23 protein-coding genes are annotated in these 26,716 nt (G+C 53.5%); 16 read left to right on the forward strand and 7 right to left on the reverse strand.

The genetic code is table 11. From position 1 onward, the window contains the following. The 3 genes from VCU37_RS08475 to cysS form a co-directional block, all read left to right on the forward strand. Positions 1-1,809 (forward strand): trypsin-like peptidase domain-containing protein (locus VCU37_RS08475; protein WP_336250213.1); only part of this gene is annotated, 1,809 nt, incomplete at its 5' end. Positions 1,810-1,818: 9 nt separating this feature from the next. Then, entirely contained in the window at positions 1,819-2,454 is a 636-nt protein-coding gene (locus VCU37_RS08480) for a ribonuclease HII (protein ID WP_336250214.1), read from the forward strand. A 27-nt stretch (positions 2,455-2,481) separates the two neighbouring features. After that, positions 2,482-3,669, forward strand: a complete 1,188-nt coding sequence (gene cysS / locus VCU37_RS08485) for a cysteine--tRNA ligase (RefSeq protein WP_336250215.1) — start codon at positions 2,482-2,484, stop codon at positions 3,667-3,669. A gap of 60 nt (positions 3,670-3,729) precedes the next feature. On the opposite strand, the gene VCU37_RS08490 is transcribed toward cysS, so the two are convergent. Beyond that, positions 3,730-4,242 carry an RDD family protein gene (locus VCU37_RS08490; RefSeq protein ID WP_336250216.1) on the reverse strand — a complete coding sequence of 171 codons (513 nt, stop codon included), beginning with the start codon at positions 4,240-4,242 and terminating at the stop codon, positions 3,730-3,732. Positions 4,243-4,268: 26 nt separating this feature from the next. Between VCU37_RS08490 and VCU37_RS08495 the strand changes: the two genes are divergently transcribed. Together VCU37_RS08495 and VCU37_RS08500 are read left to right on the forward strand one after the other, a co-directional pair. Beyond that, positions 4,269-4,448 carry a hypothetical protein gene (locus VCU37_RS08495; protein ID WP_336250217.1) on the forward strand — a complete coding sequence of 60 codons (180 nt, stop codon included), beginning with the start codon at positions 4,269-4,271 and terminating at the stop codon, positions 4,446-4,448. 412 nt (positions 4,449-4,860) lie between these two features. Continuing rightward, positions 4,861-5,376: an RDD family protein gene (locus VCU37_RS08500; protein WP_336250218.1), complete on the forward strand. Its 516-nt coding sequence runs from the start codon at positions 4,861-4,863 to the stop codon at positions 5,374-5,376. Between the two features lie 481 nt (positions 5,377-5,857). Here the strand turns inward: VCU37_RS08500 and ettA are convergent, their stop codons facing one another. After that, positions 5,858-7,528 (reverse strand): energy-dependent translational throttle protein EttA, encoded by a 1,671-nt coding sequence (gene ettA, locus VCU37_RS08505; protein ID WP_336250219.1) that lies wholly within the window; start codon positions 7,526-7,528, stop codon positions 5,858-5,860. Positions 7,529-7,792: 264 nt separating this feature from the next. On the opposite strand from ettA, the gene VCU37_RS08510 reads away from it, so the two are divergent. Beyond that, positions 7,793-8,722: a type IV toxin-antitoxin system AbiEi family antitoxin domain-containing protein gene (locus VCU37_RS08510; protein WP_336250220.1), complete on the forward strand. Its 930-nt coding sequence runs from the start codon at positions 7,793-7,795 to the stop codon at positions 8,720-8,722. Between the two features lie 133 nt (positions 8,723-8,855). Here VCU37_RS08510 and VCU37_RS08515 read toward each other — a convergent pair whose 3' ends face one another. Next, complete coding sequence (locus VCU37_RS08515) at positions 8,856-9,716, reverse strand: hypothetical protein (protein ID WP_336250221.1); 861 nt, start codon at positions 9,714-9,716, stop codon at positions 8,856-8,858. 98 nt (positions 9,717-9,814) lie between these two features. Here VCU37_RS08515 and VCU37_RS08520 point away from each other — a divergent pair, with 98 nt between their 5' ends. Next, positions 9,815-11,029 carry a sensor domain-containing diguanylate cyclase gene (locus VCU37_RS08520; RefSeq protein WP_336250222.1) on the forward strand — a complete coding sequence of 405 codons (1,215 nt, stop codon included), beginning with the start codon at positions 9,815-9,817 and terminating at the stop codon, positions 11,027-11,029. A gap of 51 nt (positions 11,030-11,080) precedes the next feature. Next, positions 11,081-13,060 (forward strand): ATP-dependent helicase, encoded by a 1,980-nt coding sequence (locus VCU37_RS08525; protein WP_336250223.1) that lies wholly within the window; start codon positions 11,081-11,083, stop codon positions 13,058-13,060. Between the two features lie 33 nt (positions 13,061-13,093). On the opposite strand, the gene VCU37_RS08530 is transcribed toward VCU37_RS08525, so the two are convergent. Next, positions 13,094-13,957, reverse strand: a complete 864-nt coding sequence (locus VCU37_RS08530; RefSeq protein WP_336250224.1) for a hypothetical protein — start codon at positions 13,955-13,957, stop codon at positions 13,094-13,096. A gap of 65 nt (positions 13,958-14,022) precedes the next feature. Further along, positions 14,023-15,369, reverse strand: coding sequence for a nicotinate phosphoribosyltransferase (pncB, locus tag VCU37_RS08535; RefSeq protein WP_336250225.1), 1,347 nt, complete (start codon positions 15,367-15,369; stop codon positions 14,023-14,025). A 163-nt stretch (positions 15,370-15,532) separates the two neighbouring features. Between pncB and VCU37_RS08540 the strand changes: the two genes are divergently transcribed. After that, positions 15,533-16,408: an HAD-IIA family hydrolase gene (locus tag VCU37_RS08540; RefSeq protein ID WP_336250226.1), complete on the forward strand. Its 876-nt coding sequence runs from the start codon at positions 15,533-15,535 to the stop codon at positions 16,406-16,408. Continuing rightward, entirely contained in the window at positions 16,408-17,478 is a 1,071-nt protein-coding gene (locus tag VCU37_RS08545; RefSeq protein ID WP_336250227.1) for a Fic family protein, read from the forward strand. The genes VCU37_RS08540 and VCU37_RS08545 overlap by 1 nt, the downstream gene beginning before the upstream one ends. Here the strand turns inward: VCU37_RS08545 and rsgA are convergent, their stop codons facing one another. Both rsgA and VCU37_RS08555 read right to left on the reverse strand, forming a co-directional pair. Beyond that, on the reverse strand, positions 17,479-18,489 hold the full coding sequence (gene rsgA, locus VCU37_RS08550; RefSeq protein ID WP_336250228.1) for a ribosome small subunit-dependent GTPase A: 1,011 nt from the start codon (positions 18,487-18,489) through the stop codon (positions 17,479-17,481). After that, positions 18,489-19,217, reverse strand: coding sequence for an FxsA family protein (locus tag VCU37_RS08555; RefSeq protein WP_336250229.1), 729 nt, complete (start codon positions 19,215-19,217; stop codon positions 18,489-18,491). The genes rsgA and VCU37_RS08555 overlap by 1 nt, the downstream gene beginning before the upstream one ends. Before the next feature lie 83 nt (positions 19,218-19,300). On the opposite strand from VCU37_RS08555, the gene clpS reads away from it, so the two are divergent. From clpS to VCU37_RS08585, 6 genes are all read left to right on the forward strand, one after another. Next, positions 19,301-19,588 carry an ATP-dependent Clp protease adapter ClpS gene (gene clpS, locus VCU37_RS08560; RefSeq protein ID WP_336250230.1) on the forward strand — a complete coding sequence of 96 codons (288 nt, stop codon included), beginning with the start codon at positions 19,301-19,303 and terminating at the stop codon, positions 19,586-19,588. A gap of 3 nt (positions 19,589-19,591) precedes the next feature. Continuing rightward, on the forward strand, positions 19,592-20,104 hold the full coding sequence (locus VCU37_RS08565; RefSeq protein ID WP_336250231.1) for a DUF2017 family protein: 513 nt from the start codon (positions 19,592-19,594) through the stop codon (positions 20,102-20,104). Between the two features lie 74 nt (positions 20,105-20,178). Then, positions 20,179-21,954: a DEAD/DEAH box helicase gene (locus tag VCU37_RS08570; RefSeq protein WP_336250232.1), complete on the forward strand. Its 1,776-nt coding sequence runs from the start codon at positions 20,179-20,181 to the stop codon at positions 21,952-21,954. A 187-nt stretch (positions 21,955-22,141) separates the two neighbouring features. After that, positions 22,142-23,533 carry a flagellar filament capping protein FliD gene (fliD, locus tag VCU37_RS08575; protein WP_336250233.1) on the forward strand — a complete coding sequence of 464 codons (1,392 nt, stop codon included), beginning with the start codon at positions 22,142-22,144 and terminating at the stop codon, positions 23,531-23,533. 208 nt (positions 23,534-23,741) lie between these two features. Next, positions 23,742-25,052, forward strand: coding sequence for a flagellin N-terminal helical domain-containing protein (locus VCU37_RS08580; RefSeq protein WP_336250234.1), 1,311 nt, complete (start codon positions 23,742-23,744; stop codon positions 25,050-25,052). A gap of 211 nt (positions 25,053-25,263) precedes the next feature. Next, on the forward strand, positions 25,264-26,577 hold the full coding sequence (locus tag VCU37_RS08585) for a flagellin N-terminal helical domain-containing protein (RefSeq protein WP_336250235.1): 1,314 nt from the start codon (positions 25,264-25,266) through the stop codon (positions 26,575-26,577). Positions 26,578-26,716: the final 139 nt, after the last annotated feature.

The following is a 26,716-nucleotide window of genomic DNA, read 5'->3' on the forward strand; positions in this document are numbered from 1 at the left end:
GGCGGCTCAGCCATCGGCGACCCCACCGGCCGAAAAACCCTCGCCACCAACCACTACATCAACCCACCCGAAGCCACCGACGAACTCAAAGCCGCCCAATCCGCCGACGCTGAACGGTTTGAACAGCGATCCCCAGGTGCTCAACCAGCCGGTGCCGTAGGGAGTGATAGGTCACAACCCATGGTGATGGATGGGCCGACATCCGGTCAGCCTGGTGATCCTGCAGTATTACCCCCCACCCCTCCCACAGCTGCTCCGGCTGGGGAAACGCCCTCATCCGCTGCTACCGCCGGTGGCGTTGCTGCAGCAGTTGGTATCGGCGTAGGGGCAACCACGGCTGGGTTAGCTGCGGCTGGCGCGGGAAGGCAGCCTGAGCCCTTTGGGACCGTGCCTGCTGATATTACCGAACCAGCAGCTACTTCCCCCCTTCATACCGCTCCTGGACAGCCAAGTGCGTCACCTGGCCACCCCGACCAGGCTGAAGTAACGACTGAGTTACCAACCGAACGAACGGTATCAGGTGACCAAGGCAGTGGTATCACCACTGATCCAGCAAGTCCGTTTGGGCAAGCTGCGGCATCAGTTCCGCGAGACTTGTCCGGTGCTACGACCCTAGCCAGGGATAAAACCAAACAGTGGATCACCGCATTGAGAGCTGGTCTCATCGCCACCATCATTGCAGTTCCAGCGACCTTAGGCGTCAACTACCTGATTGACCAAGCAAAAACAACTGTTCCTGGTGCCGCCGATGCCGCCCAACTGGTCGAGGATCCGGCTGGCTCAGTCGGAAGTGCTGGTGAAGGAGACGGAAATACCGGTGGAGGAAATGGTGCGGGGAACCAACCTGGCACCTCAGGCAATGCCGGTTCGACAACCGGTAAATCTCCTGCCGGGGTCGGTAACAATACGATTGCCACCGTGGCCCGCGATACGTTGCCAAGTGTGGCTGTCGTTGAAACCGAAAGCGCTTCTGGGTCGGCCGTGGTGTACCGCAAAGATGGATATCTCGTCACCAATGAACACGTTGTCAGTGGCGCCCGTGCGGTACGGGTCAAGCTCACCGATGGGCGTGTACTTGATGCCAGGGTGATTGGCACTGCCCGTGACTTTGACTTAGCAGTATTGAAGATTGAGGCAGATAATCTCGTCGCCTTGAACTTCGATACGGATGAACCAACCGTTGGTGAAACAGCTATCGCCATTGGGGCACCCCAAGGCCTTGAATCAACGGTGACTGCCGGTATCGTCAGTGCCGTTGGACGCTCCTTTGTGGCCAATACTGGCGTGCCAATGGTTGACATGATTCAAACGGATGCGGCGGTTAACCCTGGTAATTCAGGTGGGGCCTTACTGGACGCTGAAGGTAACGTCATTGGTATCAATACCGCAGGGTTCAGCCCAAGTTCTCTCGGACAAGGCTTTGATAATGGCTTGAACTTCGCCATTCCATCGCCTACGGTGCGTCGGATTGCTGACCAGCTCATTGAGACGGGGTATTACGAGTTCGCCCAACTGGGTATCGCCGGGGCTGACGTGCCAGCTGACATAGCCCAACAAATGAATCTCCCCACGAGCCGCGGCAGCTTAGTGTTGCGGGTGGTTCAAGACTCCAGCGCCGACCAACTGGGCTTGCAGCCAGGGGATGTGATTACCCACTTCAACGACCACGAAGTGCTGAGCATGGGTGACTTGAATGGTCGTATCCGTGCTACCAAACCCGGAACTCGGGTTGAGTTCGCCTGGCGAACCAATACGGGTGAAGAAAAGAAGGGCACTGTGGAGTTGACTGGAGTTAAAGCCACCAGCTAACCCTCAGTTATGCATTATTCATCATCACAAGCCGTCCCCCATCTCCGCCACGAACAAGCGGACTGGGCGGACGGCCTTGTCGTTGGTGGCATTGATGAGGTGGGGCGTGGGGCAGGAGCCGGCCCTGTTGTACATGCTGTTGTGGTGCTCGATCCTGACAAACCCATCTTGAAGTTACGCGACTCCAAAACGCTAACTAGTGCGGCGCGGAGCCATCTTGCTGAACGTATTTATGAACGTGCACATGCAGTGGGTATCGGACAAGCAAGCGCCACAGAAGTGGACACCATCGGGTTATCCAGGGCCCTCCAACGTTCAGCAGAGCGCGCCATCAATAACCTTGCTATTCCTTTGGATTCTTTGCTTATTGATGGAAATTGGGATTTTTGCCCCCACTTTTCGGGTAAGAAAACACTCATCACCAAGGGTGACCGTGTGAGCCGATCCATTGCTGCGGCCTCCATTGTGGCGAAGGTCTACCGTGACACGCTGATGATTGACCAATCCCACACCTATCCCATCTATGGGTTTGAAGCCAATAAAGGCTATTTGAGTACCACCCACCTTGAGGCCATCGCCCAGCACGGGCCAAGCCCCCTGCACCGGATGAGCTGGGCGCCCATTCGCCAGTTATCACTGTTCTAAACGAACCAGAACGCATACCCTAGGCCTATGCGTTTGTTTGATACTCGAACCCAAGAGGTGGTGCCTTTTGTGCCCGCCCAAACGGTTCGTCTTTATGTTTGTGGTATTACGCCCTACGATGCAGCTCACCTTGGCCATGCGTTTGTATATGCGAGCTTTGATGCACTGATTCGCTATCTCGAATGTATTGGTCATACCGTGCACTATGTACGAAATGTAACGGACCTCGATGATGACACGTTACGGACTGCGGCGAAGCGTGATACACATTTTCAGGTATTAGCTCGCGGTGAGGCTGCTCAATTTGATGCCAACCTTGCCCGCCTTGGCCTGCGTCCACCTGCCGTTGAACCATTTGTCACGGACAATGTAGATGCAATGATTCCCTTTATCCAAGGGCTCATTGACCGTGGTGTGGCCTACTCACTCCCGGACCATCGGGTGTACTTCAACATCGACCATCCCAACTATTTGGCGTTCTCCCAATTATCCAAAGACGAAGCCCTTGAACAGTTCCGTGAAAAGGGTGGTGACCCTGACGCCCCGGATAAAAAGAACACCCTTGACTTTTTGCTTTGGCAGCCTAGTGAGAATGGTCAACCATCATGGCCAGCACCCTGGGGGGCTGGTCGTCCTGGGTGGCATATCGGCTGTTCAGTCATGATTCATGAACATATTGGTGCCACGATGGATATTCATGGTGGTGGCAGCGATCTGGTGTTCCCCCACCATGAGTCAGAAATCTTGCAAGCTGAAAGTTTGACCGGACAGCACCCCTTGGCGCGGGTATGGATGCACTGTGGCATGGTGGCACTTGAAGGCGTCAAGATGAGCAAAAGCCTCGGTAACCTGGTCTTTCTTGGTGACTTGTTAAATGAGTACAGCGCCGACGCTATCCGGGCAATGCTCCTAAATAATCATTATCGGGCGAACTGGACCTACACCACTGAGGTGATGGATGCTGCCCAGGCTCGCGTTCACCGCTGGCAGCGGGTGGTTGGGGATCGTACAGGTGGTCCCATCACCCAGGCAGAGATTGACGGGTTCAATGATCCAGACTTAACCGAAGCGTTAGCACAATTGGGCGACCAGCTTGAGGATGATTTGAACACTCCTGGCGCACTGGCCGTGCTTGATGAGCTTGCGGATACTCAGCGTGCCAAGGCACTCTTTATGTGTGGTCGAGTACTCGGTTTCTTCCAAACCCTCAGATAGTACTGCTGACTATCTCGCCACTAACCTAGTAAACGCCCGGCGATCCGGGCGTTTACTAGGTTATAGCTTTTTAATGACTGTTGTACGGGCCGCTTTATCGTGCCATCCCTGAAAGGTTGGAGGGGATATTGCTATCGTAATCAACAGGATGGGTGCCCATATATAGCTCAGTATCGCAAGCGATTGAAAAATAGCGGTAGATACCCAAATGCTGATAAATGAGAACACCATCGGCACACTGAAGTACACCAACGTACGAACAGCTGCCTGTCCGAAGGTTGGTTTATCCCCTGTTTCTGCATTTATTACACGAAGTCCAATAAGCAACTTACCGATATTTGCACCTTTGAAGGCTACGAATACCACATCATTAAGAAAGACGGCGATATAAAACATAACATACGAGACCGTCGAAACGATTTTATCGTTGAGCAACACCGTAGCAACTTCAGCGCTATTTGCTGCTGAATTATGCGTTAAAAACCCAAGAAGAAGAAATTTTACGAGGGCGATCGGTAAGCCTATTAAGAAGGAAAGAAGGACCGCATCAATCACCCGTGCGAGTACTCTCACCCCAGGTTCCACTGGCTCTGGCGAGTATGGCTGCACCTGATCTACCGGTTGAGTGGAACCTTGGGGAGATGGCTGTCCGGGTCCCACTCCAAACGGATAGTCAGCCCTTGGCTGCTCAGGCTGTTCTTGCGGTGTATACGGATCTTGCGCTGAAGTTGGCTGATTGGGCATTTGTGGGTACATCGAACCAGATAGAGAACCAGTAGACGACTAAGAGAAGAAACAGGATAGTGATTATGGCTTTATGTGTCAACACTACAGACACCGAAATAGTACTTTCATTATGGCCTCTATCAAGGAAAATAGCATCAAGAGAATTATCTTAAAATCAATCCAAGGCAAATATCTTCTACCAAATAAATATTGGAAGTCTGGACGAGGTGAGAAGACAAACCATAATCAAACAGATGTTTTATTCTCGGTAGGCTATGCTGGTGCATACAGCACTAGGAATCGTATTTAGTCAGGAGCTTTTATTTCATTCTTAGCACCAGTAAAGCTATGCATAGGTAAGAACTATAGGTTTCCCAAAGAATCCGTCGATATATCAGATACATGACAATTAGTTAGATAATAGATATGAAGTAGTTTCAATTTAGCCTACAGGAGGGTATATCGATGATTAATACCAACAACCCAATCCCAATTAAAAATAGGATAAAAGAGTTGCTTTTTGATTATCTGATCATTCTTCTCTATCTGGCGCTCTTATTCGCAGCAACGATGATGTTCTACGCATTTTCCTTTAAGGGTATTCCTGAAATGACTGAATTGCAATCCCAGCTACTTGTAACTGTAACATCAGTAATTCCTATTATTCTAATCTTTTCTTACTTAGACTATTCAAAAGATGGAAGTATTGGAAAAAGAATCGCTGGTTTGACCCTTTTCTATGAGAGGAAATCTATGAAAGCCAGTTTAATAAGGAATGGCATAAAATTTCTACCCTGGCAGCTAGGACACGTTTCTACGATTCATGGTGTATATACAAACTTCAATTTGCCATCAATCACATTGTCTATATTCAGTATGTCATTCGGCGCACTATTATTGCTAATGGCTCTTTTAAGACAAGACAAGAGGCACTTAGGAGACCTTTTTGCTAGCACTCAAGTTCAATTGAATAGTAAATAATTCTGGCACTCAAAATCAATAAACGCTAACAAACATTAGAACAGTAGCAATAATACATATCAAAATGAAATGCAGCCCCTATAGATATTGGGAGTAGCAAGTATCTTATACTGAATAAATAATCATTAAAAGATTGATTCGAGAACTCAATTGCCAAATCAACCTGCTAGACCCACGCTCTTCGATTCGATAATTGAAAAAGTAGAGGAACCTAGTAAATACTTTAGTTTTAAGCTAAATATAGCTATAGGATCTTATGCTACCTCAGCATTCCTTCACGAAGTAATTAATACACCTAGAACTGGCCAGAAGACGAGTTCGATTGCGGAGATAAGCCACGAGGTGAACCGCGTACCTGCGTCCAAGTGGTCGGATCATTAGCTCAGAAACGAGCTTGCGGCGCCACCTCACGACGAGGGCGTTGTCCTAGTTTTCAGTATTGATGGACCCAGTCTGGGCGCCGCATTAACTCTTGTTTGCCCTATCGTGTAATGGGCTTGTACTTCAACCGATGGGGTTGGTCATCGCCTCCGGTGCGTTTCTTGTGGTCTTCTGCGTAGTCGCTGTAGCCACCGGGATACCAGTAGACCTGGGAGTCTCCCTCAAAGGCGAGCATATGGGTTGCGATGCGGTCCAAGAACCAGCGATCGTGGCTGATGACCACGGCACAACCGGGGTAGTTCACTAGCCCTTCTTCCAGGGCACGCAAGGTATCCACATCAAGGTCGTTCGTTGGTTCGTCAAGCAACAACAAGTTGCCACCACGGCGCAACAGTTTGGCAAGGTGGATACGGTTGCGTTCACCACCTGAGCACTGGCCAACCTTCTTCTGCTGGTCAGAACCTTTGAAGTTGAACTGCGCACAATAGGCACGCCCGTTCACTTCACGGCCACCAATCATCAGCAAGTCATTGTTATCAGTAATTTCTTCAAAAATCGTTTTGTTGGGGTCTAATTCGTCTCGCCCCTGATTCACATAGGCGATGTCAACGGTGTCCCCCACCTTGATTTCACCGGCATCAGGCGCCTCTTCACCCACAATCATCCGAAAGAGCGTGGATTTCCCAGCACCGTTTGCACCAATCACCCCAACGATGCCGCCGGGAGGCAACTTAAAGGTAAGGTCCTCAATCAACAGACCACGATCTTCATAGCCCTTAGTGATGTGTGACGCATCAACAACTAAGTCACCTAATCGACCAGTCATCGGAATCTTCAATTCCAACTCAGCATTCTCACGACTATTGGACTGGGCAACTAACTCTTCGTAGGCACTGATACGTGCTTTACTCTTAGCTTGGCGCGCACGCGGCGATGCATTCACCCACTCAAGCTCACGGGCCAACGTTTTTTGGCGCTTATTCTCACCCTTGGCTTCAATACGGAGACGTTCTTCCTTCGCGGCCAACCAGGCAGAGTAGTTGCCTTCAAAGGGCAGCCCCTTGCCATGGTCCATCTCAAGAATCCAACCGGCAACGTTATCCAAGAAGTACCGATCGTGCGTGATACACACAACGGTGCCCGGGTACTCATCCAAAAAGCGCTCTAACCAGGCGATCGTCTCGGCATCAAGGTGGTTCGTTGGTTCGTCTAGCAGCAACATATCCGGTTTGCTCAGCAATAGACGACACAAGGCTACCCGGCGGCGCTCACCACCAGAGAGATGCGTTACGGGACTGTCACCATCGGGAACACGTAGGGCATCCATTGCGATCTCTACGGTGCGATCAATATCCCACCCATCAACCGCTTCAATCTTGTCTTGGAGCACCCCCATCCGTTCGATGGCCTTATCCATCTCGTCGGGGTCCATATCGCCCATACTGGCGGTAAGGGTGTTGTATTCCTCAACAAGGGCTACCGCATCACCAATACCATCCATGATGTTTTCACGAACGGTTTTGGTTTCATCTAGTTCTGGCTCTTGGGGGAGATAGCCAATCTTCACGCCATCAGCAGCCCAGGCTTCACCTTCAAACTCGGTGTCAACCCCAGCCATAATTTTCATCAAGGTGGATTTACCTGCACCATTTTGGCCAATCACCCCGATTTTGGCGCCGGGTAAGAAGCTCAACCAGATATTGCTCAGTAACTCTTTAGCAGGGGGCACCACCTTGGTGAGCCCCTTCATGACATACACAAACTCGGCCATCGTTTCTCCCTTTTATATGTGAGTGCGCACAAGCCACCACGCGTAAGACAGGCCAGCCTAACCCTTGGCCACCCAAATGCGCCTCCTCCTGATGGATTGGGCGCACATTTGGTATTCACGATGATCTCATTCAGGTGAGGTAAGCGCCTAGCGGCTGTTTTCGACGAAAAACTGCCGCTAGCCGCTTACTTCACGAGGGGTAGCCTGCCCACAGACACCAGATATTGAGATGTCTAACAGGTTTTTACGTGGTATTACTTGACTATGGACACTAATGCACTCGCCATACTCACAACACTCGCGTCACGACGGCAAGGGGTCGTCACGTTCGACGAATTGATTGCAGCCGGCTTTGATGCATCAATCCTCCGAGCAGGTAAACGCCGAGGCTGGCAACGTATGCATCGCGGCGTGTGGTATCTCCATGCCGATCCCCCCACCTTTACCCATTGGGTGTTGGCAACCCCGCTCATCTGTGGCCGTGACGGAGCCATTGGTGGTGCCGCAAACCTCTTTGTGCGAGGGGTTCTTCCGTCACCGCCAGCACAGATTGACCTATGGATCCCGCCGACACGAACGATTCGACCTCTGGCGCATACACCCTACGTCGTTCATCGTGACAAACGCGGCCGCCTTAACCGTAAAGACCATAACGGGATGCTCCTGAGCCTTGGCGACGCCCTCTTGGACTATTTAAATACGGTGACAGACGAGACGAAAGCGGCAACTGCAATTATTGGAACCCGCGCGAAGTTCCCTCACCAGGTTGAACACTGTCAGGCAGATTTCATTGAGCGCGACCGCCAACGCCACCGGCACCTATTCACCACATTAATGGCCTGTGAGCCAGCTTTTGATTCGGTCCTGGAGTATCTCTGGCTCGTAAATGTTGAACAAGCCCACAACATGGCACCGTCACAGCGCCAGTGGATTTGTCCTGATGGGTATCGACGAGACGGGGCGTGGCCGCACTATCAGACGATCTATGAACTTGACGGCGATGCGTTTCATCTCAACCCCAGGGTCTTAAAACGGGACCGTGATAAGGATTATGCAGCCAGACGACGCGGATTTGTCACGTTGCGTTTTGGCTGGGCGGACATCGTTGAACGACCTTGTCAAACGGCGAGAGACGTTGCCACGGCTATTCCACAGCTCCCTATTGAACCCTGTAGCCCAACCTGTTGGGTGTAACACGGGCTGCGCGGCCCTTCAGGCCGATAAACGCCATTCAAGTAAGCGCCTACGGGCCGTTTTCGGCCAAAAACTACCGCTAGGCGCTTACTTCACTGCCAAGAAATGGGCGGAGGCACTAGGCAAGAGCCATCTACTGAAATAGTGCAAGGCCTGGAACTGATGCCAGGGCGTAGACAATGCCCATGCCATAGCCGAACCAGACAGAGTGTTTGGTTTCTCGGGCAGCCATGATGACCATCGCTAATGCAGCAAGGGGGCCAAGCATGATGAGTGAAAAGGCAAAGCCAGGGAAGTTCGTAATCACCGCCAAGATATTGACCTCAGCTAAGAACAAAATACCGCCGATGGTGTACCACGTATTTTTATACACGTTGCCACTCAACCCAAGCACTCGTTCAGCCAGTAACCAGGCAGCACCAGAGGCAATTGGGAGGGCAACGATAGTGCTCTCACGCAGGCTTGTTTCGAATTGTGCGTTGGAGAGTGCCCCGATGATAGAAAAGCCCATGGCAGCGACCAAACCAAGCCCAATCATCACCCCAACCATTCGCATGGTTACCTCACTCGCAGGGGCCTGAAAACCACCGAACGCCGCCTCAGCTCGCAGAACCATAAACGTGATAGCGACGCTAAGCCCAATCCATTTGAACGCAATTGGTATAAACCCGCCGATGCCACCAAAGAGCCCAATACCACCTGTACCTACCTGGATAGCTAAGACGGCAAGCACAAGGGGGAGGGCGACAACCGCGCCTTTGAACCCGTCTTTGACTGTGCCACGATACAAGTCACTGACTGGTTGTTTCCGGCTGTACTGCAACCAGAATGGAACACCAACCAATAGCCCTGCCACAAGTAAGGTACGTACCCAGTACTGGAGTGTTGGATCAGGAATGAGTCCGGTGACCAGAGACGTCAAGAGTGGTCCGAACAGAATTAAGGCACTCACAAGAAAGAAGTCACTTCTGGCGATGTCTGGGCGTAAAAACATAGTTAGAGTGTATGTGAGGTGAGACATCCACAATAAGCAAAGTAAGCGTGGAGACTTGCTTAAATCGGGAAAGAGCGTGCCGATAGGATTCACTGCCCATGAACCAGGACATTTCGCCCGACAACACCCCCGAAGATCCACTGGATTTATTGCCAGGGGCAGATTTTTTTGATCTTCTTTCCGTTCCGATGCTTCTGCTCGATTTGTCGGGTCACATCACCTGGACAAACCGGGCATGGATAGACCACAACATCAGTCCCAATCTGCCCGACGGGCAGCCAGGAATGGGGCTGCATTTTGGACGGGATGTGTTGTCGGTAACTAATAACGCACTGAGCCAGGTGTTACGCGAAAAAGGTAAATCTGAACAAGACGTTTGTGCTTCAGATAACGAAACCTGGTGGCGTGTGATGTTTGAACACATCGAAACAGCCATTTTGGTATTTGTGTTCCCAACCACCGATCTTCACGGCGGTCTCGACTTGTTAAACGCGGTCAGTGTGGCGGTCGTACGCACCTCACCTGACGGGATGATCGAATGGTCTAACTCGGTGTACAACCAGCTTCGTAACGGGTTCAACGATGTTGGTGAAAGTCTTTGGAACCAACTTGGGCACATTAAAGAATGGCGTCCCCCGCGTGGTATCGAAACAAGCGGTCCAAATGAGGTGTGGCTCCCCTGCCAGGATGGGGGAACCTGGGTAGAAGTCCATACTCGACCCTTAACGAATGGTGATCGACTAATTGGGCATTTGGCCACCTTGTACGACATCACTATTCGTATGGAGTTACGTCGTCAAGCTGAAAAGGCCTGGGTGGATGAGCTGACCTGTCTCGCCAACCGCCGAGGACTTCAACGTGCCCTTGAGAAGGTTCGCCTTATGCGTGAAGGAACGTTGGGTCGTTCCTTGGCGTTCATGATGATCGACCTTAACGGGTTCAAACAAGTGAATGACCTGAAAGGGCACAAAGCAGGCGATGAAGTCTTGCGCGCTGTCGCTGAACGGCTTCGAGCCATCGTGCGCCATACGGATACGCCAGCCCGTTTAGGTGGAGATGAGTTTGCGGTGCTCCTCCCCTACGCAACCGAAGAAGAGGCTATGCGGGTAGCCAAGCGTGTGGATATGGCCCTCTCACGACCGGTGCTTATCGATGAAGCTCCGGTGAATACGGGCGCATCGGTCGGGATCGTCTTAACTGATGAAGTCAAGTCTTTTAGTGATTTACTTGTTGCCGCAGACGACGCCATGTACGCATCTAAACGTGAACAGGGCGGCCCGGTGCTTATCCGAGATTTCATAGAATCAACGTAGGCTTCCATCCTCACCGAGTGGGTGAGGTGATTGAGCGACTAGCCTGTGGGCGTGGAGTATTTAGAAGGGCTCAACGCCGAGCAGCGACGAGCGGTAGAAACCCTACGCGGCCCTGTCCGTATTTTGGCTGGAGCTGGAACCGGTAAGACCCGCACGATCACCCATCGGATCGCCCATCAGATTCACACTGGTACGTTTGCACCCAGTGAGGTCATGGCAGTGACGTTCACCGACCGTGCGGCTGGAGAACTCCGTGATCGACTCGCCACCTTGGGAGTGCCAACTTCAATTCGGGCAGCCACTGTCCACGCCGCAGCTTGGGCACAGGTGAGGTATTTCTGGGGCCACCTTTCTGATCGACCTATCCCTGAGGTCATACCAAACCCGTTCCGGGTGGTTGGGCCGATTGCGAGACGACTCGATGTGGAAGCGGCTGACCTTATCAACGAAATGAACTGGGCCGCTAACGCGAACCTCACCCCTGAGCAGGTGGCAACGAGTGGACGAGATGAGCTTGTCAGTCCTACCGACTTGGCCGATGCGATTACCGACTACACCGAAGCCAAGCGCTTGAATGATTGGATCGACTATCACGATATGTTGCGCCTGGCGATTCGCCTGGGTGATACCTCCGCGATCACGACCATTCGAGAACGCTATCGAGCCTTCACCATTGACGAGTTCCAAGACACCAATGCGCTCCAATGGGCATTGTTACGCCTGTGGGATGGTGGCCGTGGTGAGATGTGTGTGGTGGGTGATCCGTGCCAGTCAATCTTTGGGTTTACCGGCGCAAATGCGAGCTATCTGACGGGATTCACTGACCACTATCCAGAGGCTGCAACCGTTGCGTTACGCGAGTCGTATCGGTCAACAAACGAGATTGTGGCGTTCACCAATCAGATTTTGCCCAATGAGGCAAACCTGATCGCCCAAGCCCCATGTCATGGCCCTGAACCAAAGGTGTACACCTACACAACCGCAGCGAATGAACAAGCGGGCACGATCAAGAAGATTCAACAACTGCTAGACCATGGCCTGCCAGCCAGTGACATTGCCATATTGGTACGGCTGAATGTACAAACCGCCGACTGGGAACAAGCCTTGTGGGAGGCTGGAATTCCTGTGGTTATCCCTGGGGAAGGGTCGTTTTATGCTCGCCGTGAAGTTGTAGCCGTCATTCAGGCCCTCATAACGGCGTACCACCAGGTACAAGAGCAAGAAGCCAATCGGCCACCGTTAGTGGGTACGCCTCCCCCACCAACTGTTGAGGGCATGATCGCAGAGTTAGATGTACTAATCAAACGGGGATTGCGGTGGTCTCCAACGGCTCCCATTCCCGTTGGCGCTAAAGCACGAGAAACCTGGCAGGTTATTGCGACTATTCGCAACCAGTGCATCAACCTCATCAAAGCTGGGCATTCCCTTGCAGAAACTATTGGTGAGGTAGATGCCCGTCGAGCACGTCAAGGGCATGTGCAGGAGGCGGCTGTCACGCTGATGACGTTGCATAAGTCCAAGGGCACCGAGTTTCGTGTGGTCATTATCCCTGCCTGTGAACGTGGTTTTCTCCCGGTCACGCAAGCGAAAACGCCAGAAGAACAAGCCGAAGAACAGCGGTTGTTTTATGTGGGTTGTACCCGCGCAAAGCAGTTGTTATTGCTTTCTTACGCCCAACTGCGGGTTCACCCGGTCTCGGGGAAGGCACAGAAGCGGAAACCGTCACCCTTTATTCCTGGGGTGGAGACGGCAGCACGGAAGGCATCGAGGGCCAAACCTGGGCGTGAGTTACCTGAAACCGCTGTGGTACAGGCGTTACGAACCTGGCGGTTGGCACGGGCGAAGTCCGACGGTGTTCCAGCCTTTGTTGTTCTCGGGAATACTGCCCTGCTGGCCATTGCTGAAACGATGCCGGCAACTCCCCAAGAGCTTGAAGCCGTGTATGGGATGGGACCAAAAAAGGTAGTGCTGTACGGTGATGACATTTTGCACGTGCTTCGCACAGCAACACAGGACCGCGGAGAGGCGTAAGCCGTCCACATTGCGCAACGAGGTGTCTTCTCGTCACTCACCTGCACCGAGGGTGCCCGGAGGATGGCCTCCTGGTTGAGCCACAGGGTCGCCCGCTACGCCTGGGGCCGGTTGGATGCCCGGTGTGCTGGATCGTGGTACATCACCTGGCATCACGATTTCTTCAACCCGGTCAATCTTGCCTCCCGTCACTCTGATGGCAGCGACTGGCCACTGCCGTTCACCAAGCGGCTGTTTACTGGGTGGATATGGGGGTAGGGTCCGTCGAAAAAGTCCGAGTGCACACGGGCTCAACCCTTCGGCGCAGGCATAGCGAACCTCATCATGGACACGCAGCCAGTACAGTTCGCCTCCAGGGTTGGAAATAGTTGGTGATGCCCCACCAGTAAAACACACCGGATCAACGAGTAACCCAAAGTGTTTCCAATCCTCAGCGTTTTGAGATTCTGGAGCACGCCCGCCGACCATGACAACCCGCCAACCATCATCAACGGCACCCTTGGGTGCGGTGCAAGCATCCTTGACGAGCCGGTCTACCTTCCCGTCAAAGCGGTCAGGTAGGTTCGATGACACTGCGGCAGATGGGGAGACAGAAGGACTGGCTGATGCGGAGGTGGCTACAGACGGCCGCATTGAAGGAGTTGGATTTCCTTGGATTACTGTGGATTCCCATGATTGTTCACGGCTTCCTTCGCTATGCGTTCCTTGCCCACTTTCCCCTGACTGGGGAGAGGATGGACCGTTCGGTATCGACGCAATCGCCTGTGCGGATGGATCACGGCTAGGGCTTGCATCGGCGGGGATAACCGGGGCAGGTGTACTTGCACATCCACACAGCACAACGCTCAGTACTAGAGCGAATGCCCACGTATGTTGCTGGAGTTGGTGCCTACTCATCGGTCCGCCTCGACGCTGATACTCGTAGTGTTCAGCTATCTTCTATCGGCTACCCCTTGTGCGATTTAATCGCGGCGCCCATCAGCAACATCATCCAATACCTGTGTGCGTAATGCCTCTAAGGCAGCAGACCGTTCAACTCGCCAGTCACGCCCGATCCCATCGTGGCTATGCTCAGCCAGCCAGGCTTGCTGTGCAATGGCACGTTCACGTGATTCATGCACGGTCGGAATATCAACGATGATCTCGCCATTGGCCATCATCTGCACCAGCTGCGGTTCTCCGGGCTGGTCTTCGTTGTCGAGACCGATTACATCACCTTGATCCGTACGCCACACCTGCTTTCGCCCAGGGTTTGATGTTTTTGCCGGGGTATCACTCCGTTTCGCAACAGGTACCCCATTGATTTCAGCCATCTTGTAGACCCCCGCAATCGTGGGATCTTGTTTGGCCGTCACCAGGCTCGTACCAACCCCATACGAATCAATAGGGGCACCTTTGGCGCGCAATTCAGCAATCCGCTGGGCGTCCAAATCACCGCTGGCCACAATCATCACATCATGCAAGCCGGCTGAATCGAGCATTCGGCGTGCTTCGGTACTCAGATATGCGAGATCGCCACTATCGAGGCGAATTCCTTTCAGTTGTTCCCCCCGTTCACGCATCGCTAACCCAACCTTGATAGCGTTGGGAACTCCGGTGTTTAACGTGTCATAGGTATCAACGAGTAAGACACAATCTTCGGGGAATGTGCGCGCAAAGGCTTCAAAGCTCTCTAACTCAGTGTCAAAGGCCATCACCCATGCATGCGCTTGTGTTCCCGCAACAGGCATGTCGTATCGCTTGGCACTTTCGACATTTGACGTTGCGTCACATCCACCCAAATAGGCTGAACGGCTAGCCGTCATTGCCCCATCGGGGCCATGGGCCCGTCGTGCACCAAACTCCAAAATCAACGCGCCACCACTCACCCGACGAACCTGCGCTGCGTTAGACGCCACAAGAGTTGAATAACACATCGTGTTAATTAGCGCCGTTTCCACGAGCTGTGCTTGGGCAAGTGGAGCTTGAACCCGAAGAACCGGTTCATTTCCAAACGCCACAGTGCCTTCAGGCATGGCCCATACGTCACCGGTGAAGCGCATCTTGGCAAGATCTTGTTCAATGAAATCGCTGGGCAGGCTTGTTGAACGCAAATAGTCCAAGTCGGCTTGGGTAAAGCGCAACGCTTCTAAAAACTGTAACGCAGCTGCCTGCCCAGATGTCACCAATAAATCAACCCCAAACGGGAGTCGTCTAAAGAAGAAATCAAAGGTCACGGGAGCATCCGCAAGTTGGGCTTGGGCATAGCCAGCCATCATCGTCAGCTCGTAATAATCCGTAAACAATGCGCTTGGGTGTTCGTGCAACATAGGCACAAGGCTAGGCGATCAACCCTGTTTTGTGGTCATATCCATTGGTTGCCTCATGTGTGAATAGCATTCATACCTACGAAATCTTGTACATTCGCGTAATTGCATAAAACGTTCATCAGTAAAGAGGGGCATTTTTGTATGCATAACATAAGGTTGTGGCATGACATTAAATCAACCGATTGAAGCATGGTTAACCGACATGGACGGGGTGCTGATCCGTGAAGGAGAAGCCATCCCCGGTGCCCGTGAATTTATTCAGGCATTAACTGAAAAAGAGGTGCCGTTTTTGGTTTTAACCAATAACAGCATTTACACCCCCCGCGACTTGGCCGCCAAGCTCCACCACCAAGGCCTCGACATTCCCGAAGAGCGTATCTGGACATCTGCGCTCGCAACCGCTGTGTTCTTGAACGACCAGATGCCAGGGGCGAGTGCCTATGTCATGGGTGAAGCTGGATTAACCACGGCACTGCATGAGGCCGGACTGACGATGACGAGCCTTGACCCTGATTATGTGGTGCTCGGTGAAACTCGTACTTACAGTTTTGATGCCATCACGCAGGCCATTCGCTTAATTAAAGATGGTGCTCGCTTTATCGCAACGAACCCAGATGCCACCGGCCCAAGCCCACAGGGCCCGCTGCCTGCGACCGGCGCCGTTGCCGCCCTCATCACCAAGGCAACAAACGTGAAGCCGTATTACGTCGGCAAGCCAAACCCCATGATGTTCCGTTCGGCTCTCAACCGTATTGATGCCCACTCGGAAACCACCGCCATGATCGGTGACCGGATGAACACAGATGTCGTTGCAGGTATGGAAGCTGGTATGCGCACCTACTTGACCCTGACAGGGTCAACCCAGCTTGAGGAAGTGACAACCTTCCCGTTCTTCCCGACCGCCATCATGAACTCAATCGCTGATTTGGTGCCTTACGTCGGGAGCGGTACAGCCCCCAAACCGTCGATGGAACCGCCAAAGCCCAAGTCACGAGAAGACTCTCCCTATCCCATGCCCATTCACGATATCGAGCATTAATGTCTATGAGCGCCTACCCAGCCAGTATCGCGCCTCTCATTACGGCAGACCAACGCCTTGTTGACCTGACCGGTCGGGCGCGGGCTGCTCTGGCGCTCTTAAATCCAGAAGATCGCTCGCTCAACAGTGTCTTTGAATTGAGCGAACGCAACGCCACCCATCGCTCCGTCGCAGTGCATTCACTGCGCTTAGATGGGTGTGATACCTCGCTGGATTTAGCTAAGGGGTTTGACCAAGTTGAGCGTGCACCGCAAGATACCGGCCCGCTCGGTATCGTCGATCTCAATGACACACTGGCTGTGCAACGCCAGGAATACCAGTGCATGCGCGATGTGCTTTCTGCAAGTCAAACCCTCATCCCTGGATGGCTCGCCGACCCTATTGGCGCATTAAAAATTATCCACCGTATGGTTACCAACGGCCTCGCCACCGATGACACCGCAGGTCGTTGGCGTTCCATAGACCATGTGATGAGCGATAGCCAAACTGGTCAAGCCATCTACACTCCTCCTCCGTCATCAGCCGTTGACGATTTGATGGCCGACCTGGGCTTGTGGATTTTGGGTAAATCCTGGCGCTACGACCCACTCGTGGTAGCCGGTGTCGTGAACTGGCGCATTCTGACCGTTATGCCATTTTCGTCCGCAAATGGCCGAGTTGCGCGCCTCGCTGCCCGCCTGGTGCTCTTGGCCAGTGAAGGTGATATGGCTGACCAGTTGAATCCCGAAGCGTTTTGGGCGCGTGACATCATGGCCTATCACCGTGAAGTGGGTGCCAGTCTGCGCCGAACCGGTCTTGCTCAATGGTTGAGTTGGCAGGTCTGGGCCATTGCCCACAGCGCTGAACATCAACTCCGAGAACGGAGCTCGTCACTGCGCCTGCGTGCGATGGTGCACGATGATGTAGCAACCTACGTGTTGGGGCACACCCAGTTCTCGATCAAAGACTTTGCAACCGCATGTGGATTGAGCCTTCGTGAGGCTACCGACCAGCTCGCAAAAGCCCGCCGAGCTGGCATGGTGCTCGATATGCCAGACGGGATGTATTGGACTGCTAACGCCGGCGTGTAGTTACCGCCAGTGTTTCGTTTCTAACTCTCTTGCGACCTGGGCTTCTTCATCAATCAGTTCTAGGCACGCATCAACCCGCTCTTGGGTAAGGTTGCCGTCAGCCAATGCTTGACGCACCCCGCAACCAGGTTCGTTGCGATGCCGACAATCTGCAAATTTGCAATTCATCGCCGCCTCAGCAATATCAGCAAAGGGCACTGCGACGTTTACAAATCCTGGCCACATGCCGATAGCACGTACCCCTGGTGTATCCAACACTGCCCCACCGTCATGCGGCAAATAGATAAGCTCACGATGCGTTGTCGTGTGCCGGCCTTTCGCATCCAGGTCGCGCACTGCCCCAACCGCGACAGCATCATCGTTAACGAGGGCATTCACCAGCGAACTTTTCCCGGCACCACTTTCGCCTATCAACACCATCGTTTTGCCTGGCACCTGCGTGTCAGGTTGTAACAGCTGATGAAGCATAGGGAGACCGTCACCTTGTTCGCTTGCGGTCACGTAGACCGGCACTGTAGGCGCTGCAGCTTGCATCGTTTGTGCGGCACTACCCGTCGTATCCAAGTCAGCCTTGGTAAGGACCATCACGACATCTGCCCCTGATCCACCCGCAACCGCTAACGCTCGCCACAGTCGTCGCGCATTGACCGGTCGGTCTGCCCCGTGGACGATAGCCACAATATCGGTATTGGTTGCCAGCAGTTGTGGGGCTGCCCGATCTGCTGGGTCACGACGGACAAGCATTGTGTCACGATGGTTAATACGCCGAATGAGCGGATATTCACGCTGTCCAGGTGTTGATACGACAACCCAATCGCCGGTAGCTGGCGCTGCAAGGGGATCTCGGTATTTATCATCTGTGGTACCAAATACCCGTTGGCCATCCGCCTGACTCACATCCATACCCATGCGATAGGTGCGTACCACCTGCCCGATATGGTCATCAGGATGAAGGTCACCCCACTGTTCATCGGCCAGTGATTTCCACCGGTCAACCAGTGCCAGCTCCATTACCGTTTTGTGCCGTCTGTGGGGCGCGGCTGGGTACGTTCAATACTAACAACTTCAGCACTGATACTCTTTCGAGTAGACCGACCAGTGGGCGGTGTTACATGTCCTGTCGTTGTTTGGGAGGATGTGGTCGTTCCACGAGACCCAGGGCGCGGTGGTCGAGTCGCCCCAGACGGCGGTGTTGTAGGGCGTGTGCCCGTGCTGGTACTCGTCTGGCTGCGCACCGTGGTACGGCGGTACCCTGCTGCCCGTGAACGTCCCCGTGGGGCCCCCTTCGGGTTGGCGTCAACGACACTTGCCTTGCCACCGCCCATCGTTGCACCCATATCATTCAGGAGCTGGCTGGCTGGAATGGTGCCGTGGGAGACTTGTGCACTCACGATACGAACGAACAGGGGACTCAGGAGCCGACGGGTGGTTGGCCAGGCAAAGGCAAGACCGAGTAGGGAACTGATCACCCCAGGCAGAATCATCAACATTCCACCGACCATCACCATGGCACCTTCCATGGCGGCCTGGGGCATACGCTGGCCGGTCATAAACGCTTCAACCAGTTGATCACGCACAACCTTGCCTTGGCTGAATTGAAGATATAACCCCCATGGCATAAACATAACCACGATGAGCAGGGTGAATGCGAGCCCAATATGGTCTTTGAGGTAGCTCAACAACATCCAGTCAACAAATACCCCGACAGTCAGGGCAAGTGGGATCAGCCAACGCTTCATGCGTACAAGCGTACCCCTGTCACCCCCGGTCAGACATTTGGGCATTTCTCCCCATACCCGGTTACTTGTCGTACCATCGGATTATGTCCTCATCGCCCCTTGCCGACCAAGAAATTGATATTCAGTACGACTTGGATGACGAGAGCCATTGGACTGTCTTTGTACTCAATGACCCAGTCACGCTGATGAGCTATGTGGTGCTTGTTCTCCGGCGTTTATTCGGGTTTGATGAAGCCACTGCAACGAGGTTGATGCTCCAGGTCCACAATCAAGGGAAAGCAGCTGTCGCTGAAGGCACGCGTGACGCTTGTTTACGTGATGTCCGTCGCCTTCACCAGCATGGCTTACAAGCGTCAATGGTGAGAGGCTAGGGCATGGGCTCTGTTGCTGAGCCACATTTTCAATTGCGCGATGACAACACCGTGCACGTGGCCATGTCGTTAGATGAATACCAGGTCTTTAACGACATGGTCAGCATGGTGCATGGCGCACTGATCCATACCGACCCTACCCAGCCACTTCCACCCACCGTTGACCGGCTCTTTCCGTCAATCTTTGAGAACCCGCTCGAAGCGCTGGCCTATGACAAACACAATGCCGAGTTTGTGGCGTTACGGCACCTCAAATTAAACCGTTTCGCCCGTGTTCTACAACAGCTTGAACTCCCCGGACAGGTTGTCGGCCAAAAGTGGAGGACCCAGATAACAATTGAGGAACTAGATGTCTGGATGGTCGTTATTCAAGATATCCGCTTGTCCCTGTCACAAATAGCGAATGTGCAGACCGAAGATGACATGGATCATTTGGCTGATGAGTGGCGACAATTATTGGTTTGGTTGGCCTACCTGTTGGAAGAGATCATTCATATATTCTTAAAGTCTGACTGACCTGCACTAGGTTGGAGTATTGCAAGTGACAGGCGCAATTCAGCGGCTTGTCCAATACAACCCAGGAGTTGTTGGTGCCCACACCATCTAGAACCTTCGCCGAGTTGGGTGTTGAACCGTTAATCACCGAAGCCTTGGCCGAACAAGGCATTACCTCAGCGTTCCCTATTCAAGAACTTACCTTGCCGCTCGCCTTACAAGGGGCTGACATTATTGGCCAGGCTCGCACCGGCACGGGCAAAACCTTTGGGTTTGGGTTACCGCTACTGCAACGCATTGATGTCTCCGGCGATCTTCAAGCACTCGTGATTGTGCCGACTCGAGAATTGTGTATGCAAGTTGCTGAAGACCTCACTATGGCCGGGCGACGCAAACAAGTGAAGGTCAGTGCCGTGTATGGCGGTGTCAGCATGGACGACCAGGTGACTGCGATTAAGCGTGGGGCGCATTTAATCGTGGGAACCCCTGGCCGTCTCCTTGACCTCTGTCGTCGTAACCATCTGGATTTATCGACCTGCCGTGGGCTTGTATTGGATGAAGCCGACGAAATGTTGGACTTGGGCTTTTTGCCCGATGTAGAAGAATTGATTAGCCAGGTTGGTGAAGACCGTCAAACGATGCTGTTTAGTGCCACGATGCCTGCGGCCATCATTGCGCTTGGCCGTCGCTATATGAAGAGCCCGACCTTCATGCGTGCCGAGACAGAGGAAGATGACTCCACCCCAGACAAGGTTGAGCAGTTCTTCTTTTTAACCCATCGGATGAACAAACCAGCCTTGTGCGCACGAATCCTAAGTGCCCCTGATGTGGATAAGGCTGTGGTGTTCTGTTCAACGAAGCGCATGGCTGACAAGTTGAGTACCGAGCTATCAAGCCAGGGGCTCAATATCAAAGCCATTCACTCTGGACTGAGTCAAGACAAACGCGAGCGTACGCTCAAAGCCTTCCGAAGCGGTAAGTTACGGATTCTCTGTGCCACAGAAGTTGCTGCACGCGGGTTGGATATTGACGATGTCACCCACGTGATCAACTTTGACACGCCCGATGATGAAAAAATGTATCTCCACCGTATCGGGCGTACTGGACGCGCTGGGCATGACGGGGTGGCTGTGACGCTGGTGCTGCACAATGAGCTACCGCGTATGCAGATGATTCTGCGAGAACTCGATATTGAGGCCGAAATCCCTGAAATGTTCTCAACGAGTCCAGAGCTAGTTGAACTCTTTGATTTGGGGCCAGTTACGGGGTCACGGAAACGAACGAATGCCTATGGCACGGTTGAGTTAGAGAAAGACAAACCGGCTAGCCACCGCAAACCGAAACGTAAGGTGCGTGGGGGTGAGGCGGTTCGTGCCGAGGTTGCACCCAAGAAACGCACCACGAGTACTGATGATGAGGACGAGGTGCGCACGTCTAAACGTCGCCGCACGAGAGTCAAACAAGTGCGTACTTCACCTGAACCCGTTGAATCGCCACCAATACCAGATGAAGTGGATGATATTGAGGTCGAAGTTGACCCTAAATCCTCACGGCGTACCCGCACCCGAAAGCGTTTAAAGCATGTGGCAACCGAGGATAAACCGGTGACGGCTGACACGAAGAAGGGTCGTTCCCGTACCGATAAGGATGATCTATCCGGTACGTCTTCGGTAGCGAAGGAGGATCGCCAACGGCGGAAACCGGCCAAGGGTAAGGGTGGCAAGCACCGCGACGATAAGCATCGGCGCACCCGCGGTGGTGCGAATCGTGCCGGTGCGGCACGGCCAAAGCCGAAGGTCCGTGTTGAAGAAGCTCGTGGGTCAGGGAAACCGTTGCTCCGGCGTCCTATGCGGATTGATTTCTTGCCATAACTGTTTTACGGCAGGCATAAACCTTCTGCCATCACCCTTATGGAGTGATCGGGGCACCGGGTAGACCCTACGGATGGTCAGACGGTGTGGTCATGAGCCGTGAAGACGCTCTCAAGGTACCTGGATAGGGGCCGATACCTCTACGGACCGCCTCGAACATGGGGCGCGACCACGGAAGGTTTCTCCTATGTCTTTTTCAATTGATGGCCTGGCAACTGGCCTTGACACCACTGGCATTATCAATCAGCTCATGCAGATTGAGCGTCAGCCTGCTGCGGCGCTTGAAAAGCGTATTGACGCCAATAAAGATGCGGAGCGAACCTGGTATGGCGTTCGGAGCAACTTGAACAAGGTGACAACGGCAGCCAACACTTTGCGGGTGATTGGTGCTGACTTCATGCCTACCAAGGCAAGCTCAAGCCTTGACGCGGTTAAAGTCACGTCGAGCGCAGGGGCAAAGTCAGCGAGCGCTACCTTTCACGTCAAGCAACTGGCCACAACAGCCTCCCGTGTTTCTTCGGCAGCGTTGGCGCGTGACGCTGTGGTTAGCGACCAAGACACCACCATCTCCTTTACCAACGCCAAAGGGGAAGAAAAGCAGGTTGCAGTTAAAGCCGGCACCACCTTTGAAGGGCTGCGCGACCTGATCAATGACAACAAGGACCTTGGGGTAAAAGCTGCGCTGATTAACACCGGTGACGGTAATGCTCGGTTGCAGTTGTCGGCAGCAAGCTCTGGCGCGGACGGTAATTTCACGGTTAATGCATCTGCTCTCACTGGCCTTGGTACGGCTGATTTCCAGCAGGCTAGTGAAGGTAAAGATGCCCTCGTCACCATTCCTGGTACCGACGTAGAAGTGAAAAGCCCTACCAACACCTTTACCGGCGCGGTTGACGGGATGACGTTCACCATTTCTAAAGAAGCCGTTGGTAAAGATGTAACGCTCAGTATTGAAGATGACCAAAACACCCTGGTGGACCGAGTGAAGGGTTTGGTCAATGCGATTAACGAAACCCTCGGTGATATTGATAGCGCCGTGTCATACGGCATTGACTACAAGGGCGGTAAAGGTGAGGTAACTGGAGTTGCCGGTAAGTTGGCGGGTAATTCCACCGCACGGAGTATCCGTGACAACCTCTTGCGCTCCTTTACGAACCCTGTTGACGGAAACCCCTTTAGCTCTATGGGGGCCATCGGCGTTGAGGTCACCAAAGAAGGCAAACTCGAGTTTAAAGAGGATAAGTTTAAAGAAGCCCTGAAGAAAGACCCTGCGGCCGTTGAACAGTTAATCCGTGGCGATGGGAGTGCAGACGACAAAACCAGTATCACTGCACGAGTGAAGGATATGGTGAAAACGGCGACCGATGCCACCTCTGGCACGATCCAGCGCAGTGTAGATTCATTGAAGAATCTCAATCGTGATTTCCGTAATCAGGTTGAAACGATTGATGGACGGGTAAACCGTCGCCGTAATCAGTTGCGTAGTGAGTTCGCAGCGATGGAAAAGGCGATGGCCCAGATGCAACGGCAGCAACAGTGGCTGATCGGCCAGCTGGGTAGTTTGAACGCACAGCGGTAAGCAGCCCCACCAACCCCGCTCTTTCCCCCATACAACCACCCGTCTATCGGGTGGTTGTTGCTTTTTTTGCACATTTCAAAAATAACCCTAAAGGGGACCCCCCCCCCCCCCCGCCGTAATTCTCTCTGCACGGGCAATCGCCCTGCGCAATAGGCCCACGGACGGGCCGCAGTCCAAACTTTAAAACCCTACGGAAGGATCCAGGACAATGCGTATTCAGAACAACCCCATGGCTATCAACGCTTACAACAACCTGCAAGGCACCCAAGCCTCACAAGGCCGTAGCCTTGAACGCCTCTCTTCAGGCTTCCGCATCAACCGCGCCGCCGACGACGCCGCCGGCCTGGTCATCAGCGAAAGCCTCCGCTCACAGGTTGGTGGCCTCAAGGTTGCAAAACGCAACGCCCAAGACGCCGTCAGCCTCGTCCAGACTGGCGAAGGCGCACTCACCGAAGTGCACTCCATGCTCCAGCGCATGCGCGACTTGAGCGTCCAGTCTGCCAACGACACCAACGACGCCAAAGGCCGCCAAGCCATCGCCGCCGAAATCGGCGAACTCAAAGAACAGGTCCGCAACGTCCTCGTCGGCACCGAATTCAACGGCCGCAAACTCTTCGTCTCCCAAGGCAAAAGCGCTCCGGCTACCCAGGCAGATATCACCAATGCCGCAAAAGCTCTTGGCCAAGGTTCAGCCGCCGCTACAGGTGGCAAGGGAGCAGGTGACACCCAGTTAATTACTGATGGTGCAACTTTACCCATTGCTACTGAAGCAGTTAAAGACTTTTCCACAGCAAATGGTTTCAGTGTTCAGGCGAACAAAGAAGCTGAAAATAACCAAGCTGCTCTTGAGCACTTCGCAAAGTTGACCGGCCAATCAGATATTAAGATTGCCGCGAATGGCAACGGGTTAGCAAAGGGCCAGTTCTACGTCAAAGCAACTAATGGTAACCAAGCTGATGGTACCTATGAGCTGTTCATGAACACCGACGGTGGAAATACTTCGGTGAAGGTGAATGCAAAAGCCAACCGGAGTGATCTTGAGTCCTTTGCTGAGGCTCGTGTTGGTGATCAGGTAGCGCTCAAGTCTAAGGTTGCGGCTCCTACCGAAGATATTAAGTTCCAGGTCGGTGCGAACAACGCCAAGACTGACAGCCTGACCATCGCCACCAGCGACATCGACTTGTTCAAGAGCGTCTACGACAAGCTCGGCTCAGACGCCCTGGATGTTTCTTCCAACGTCAAGGCCCGCCAGAGCGTCGACGACATCGACAAGCTGATCTCCAGCGTCTCCGAAGTCCGCGGCAAGTTGGGTGCAACCCAGAACCGTCTCGACCACACTGTGAACTCCATCAAGGTCAGCGTCGAGAACTTGACCGCCTCCGAGAGCCGCATCCGCGACACCGACATGGCCGAAGAAATGATGAGCATGACCCGCGCTCAAATCCTCAACCAAGCCGGAACCGCCATGCTCTCCCAGGCCAACCAGGTACCCCAAGGCGTCCTCAGCCTCCTGCGCTAATTTCGCCCAAGGTATTCCTTCTGGTTCTAGTGGGCCAGCCACCCCTTCGGGGGTGGCTTGGCTTCCATTTAAAAACTTAAACTTCAAAAAATACTAAAGACATTTTCACCCGTGCCGTAACTTTCTCTGCACGGGCAATCGCCCTGCGCAAATAGGCCCACGGATGGGCCGCCGTCCTACAACACTAGAACCTACGGAAGGATCCAGGACAATGCGTATTCAGAACAACCCAATGGCTATCAACGCTTACAACAACCTGCAAGGCACCCAAGCCTCACAGGGCCGTAGCCTTGAACGCCTCTCTTCAGGCTTCCGCATCAACCGCGCCGCCGACGACGCCGCCGGCCTGGTCATCAGCGAAAGCCTCCGCTCACAGATTGGTGGCCTCAAGGTTGCAAAACGCAACGCCCAAGACGCCGTCAGTCTCGTCCAGACTGGTGAAGGTGCACTCACCGAAGTGCACTCCATGCTCCAGCGCATGCGCGACTTGAGTGTGCAGTCTGCCAACGACACCAACGACGCCAAAGGCCGCCAAGCCATCGCCGCCGAAATCGGCGAGCTTAAAGAGCAGGTCAAGAACGTGCTCGTCGGTACCGAATTCAATGGCCGTAAACTCTTCGTGAACCAAGGCAAGAGCGCCTCACTCAAAGCAGACAACATCACCGCTGCAAGTGGTGCCTTGGCTTCTCGGGTTGAAGAGCTCAAAGGTACCAAGGGTGCCGGCGATACCCAGCTCCTCCTTGGGACAAATAACCAAGCTGTAACCGCGACGGCAGTTGCGGATTTCAATCAGGCTGCTTCTGGCGGCAAGATGAAAGATGATGCTGGCCACAACGAAGCTTTGGCCAAGGAACACTTTGCTAAGCTCACCGGCCGGAGCGACCTTAAGGTAGCTGCAAATGGTACCGGCTTAAAACAGGGCGACTTTTACTTAAAGGCCACTGATGCTAGTACCGCTGCTAATGCAACCTTCGAACTGCACTTGGTTACCAAGAATGATGGTACGTCTGCGAAGGTCACACATACAGCCTCTCGTTCTGACTTAGAAACCGTTGCCGAAGCTAAGGTCGGCGACCAGGTCGCGTTGAAATCGCTGGTTGAATCTCCGATCGAAGACATTAAGTTCCAGGTTGGGGCCAATAACGCCAAGACGGACAGCCTGTCTATCGTGACCAGTGACATCGACTTGTTCAAGAGCGTGTACAGCAAGTTGGGCACCGATGCTCTTGATGTTTCTGACAACAAGAAGGCTCGTGCTGCTGTAGACGATATCGACAAGCTGATCTCCAGCGTCTCCGAAGTCCGCGGCAAACTAGGCGCAACCCAGAACCGTCTCGACCACACCGTGAACTCCATCAAGGTCAGCGTCGAGAACTTAACCGCCTCCGAGAGCCGCATCCGCGACACCGACATGGCCGAAGAAATGATGAGCATGACCCGCGCTCAAATCCTCAACCAAGCCGGAACCGCCATGCTCTCCCAGGCCAACCAGGTACCCCAAGGCGTCCTCAGCCTCCTGCGCTAATTTCGCCTTACCAGTACCAACCTCCTTTTCTCTGGTATCCGAACAGCCACCCCTTCGGGGGTGGTTGTTTGTGTGTAGGGCCGTTGACCTCGCCCCTCGACACATCAGTTTCCGCCAGTATCAACCTGAGGTAAGCGTA

It is taken from the genome of Stomatohabitans albus (genome assembly GCF_036336025.1).
GTDB lineage: Bacteria > Actinomycetota > Nitriliruptoria > Euzebyales > Euzebyaceae > Stomatohabitans > Stomatohabitans albus.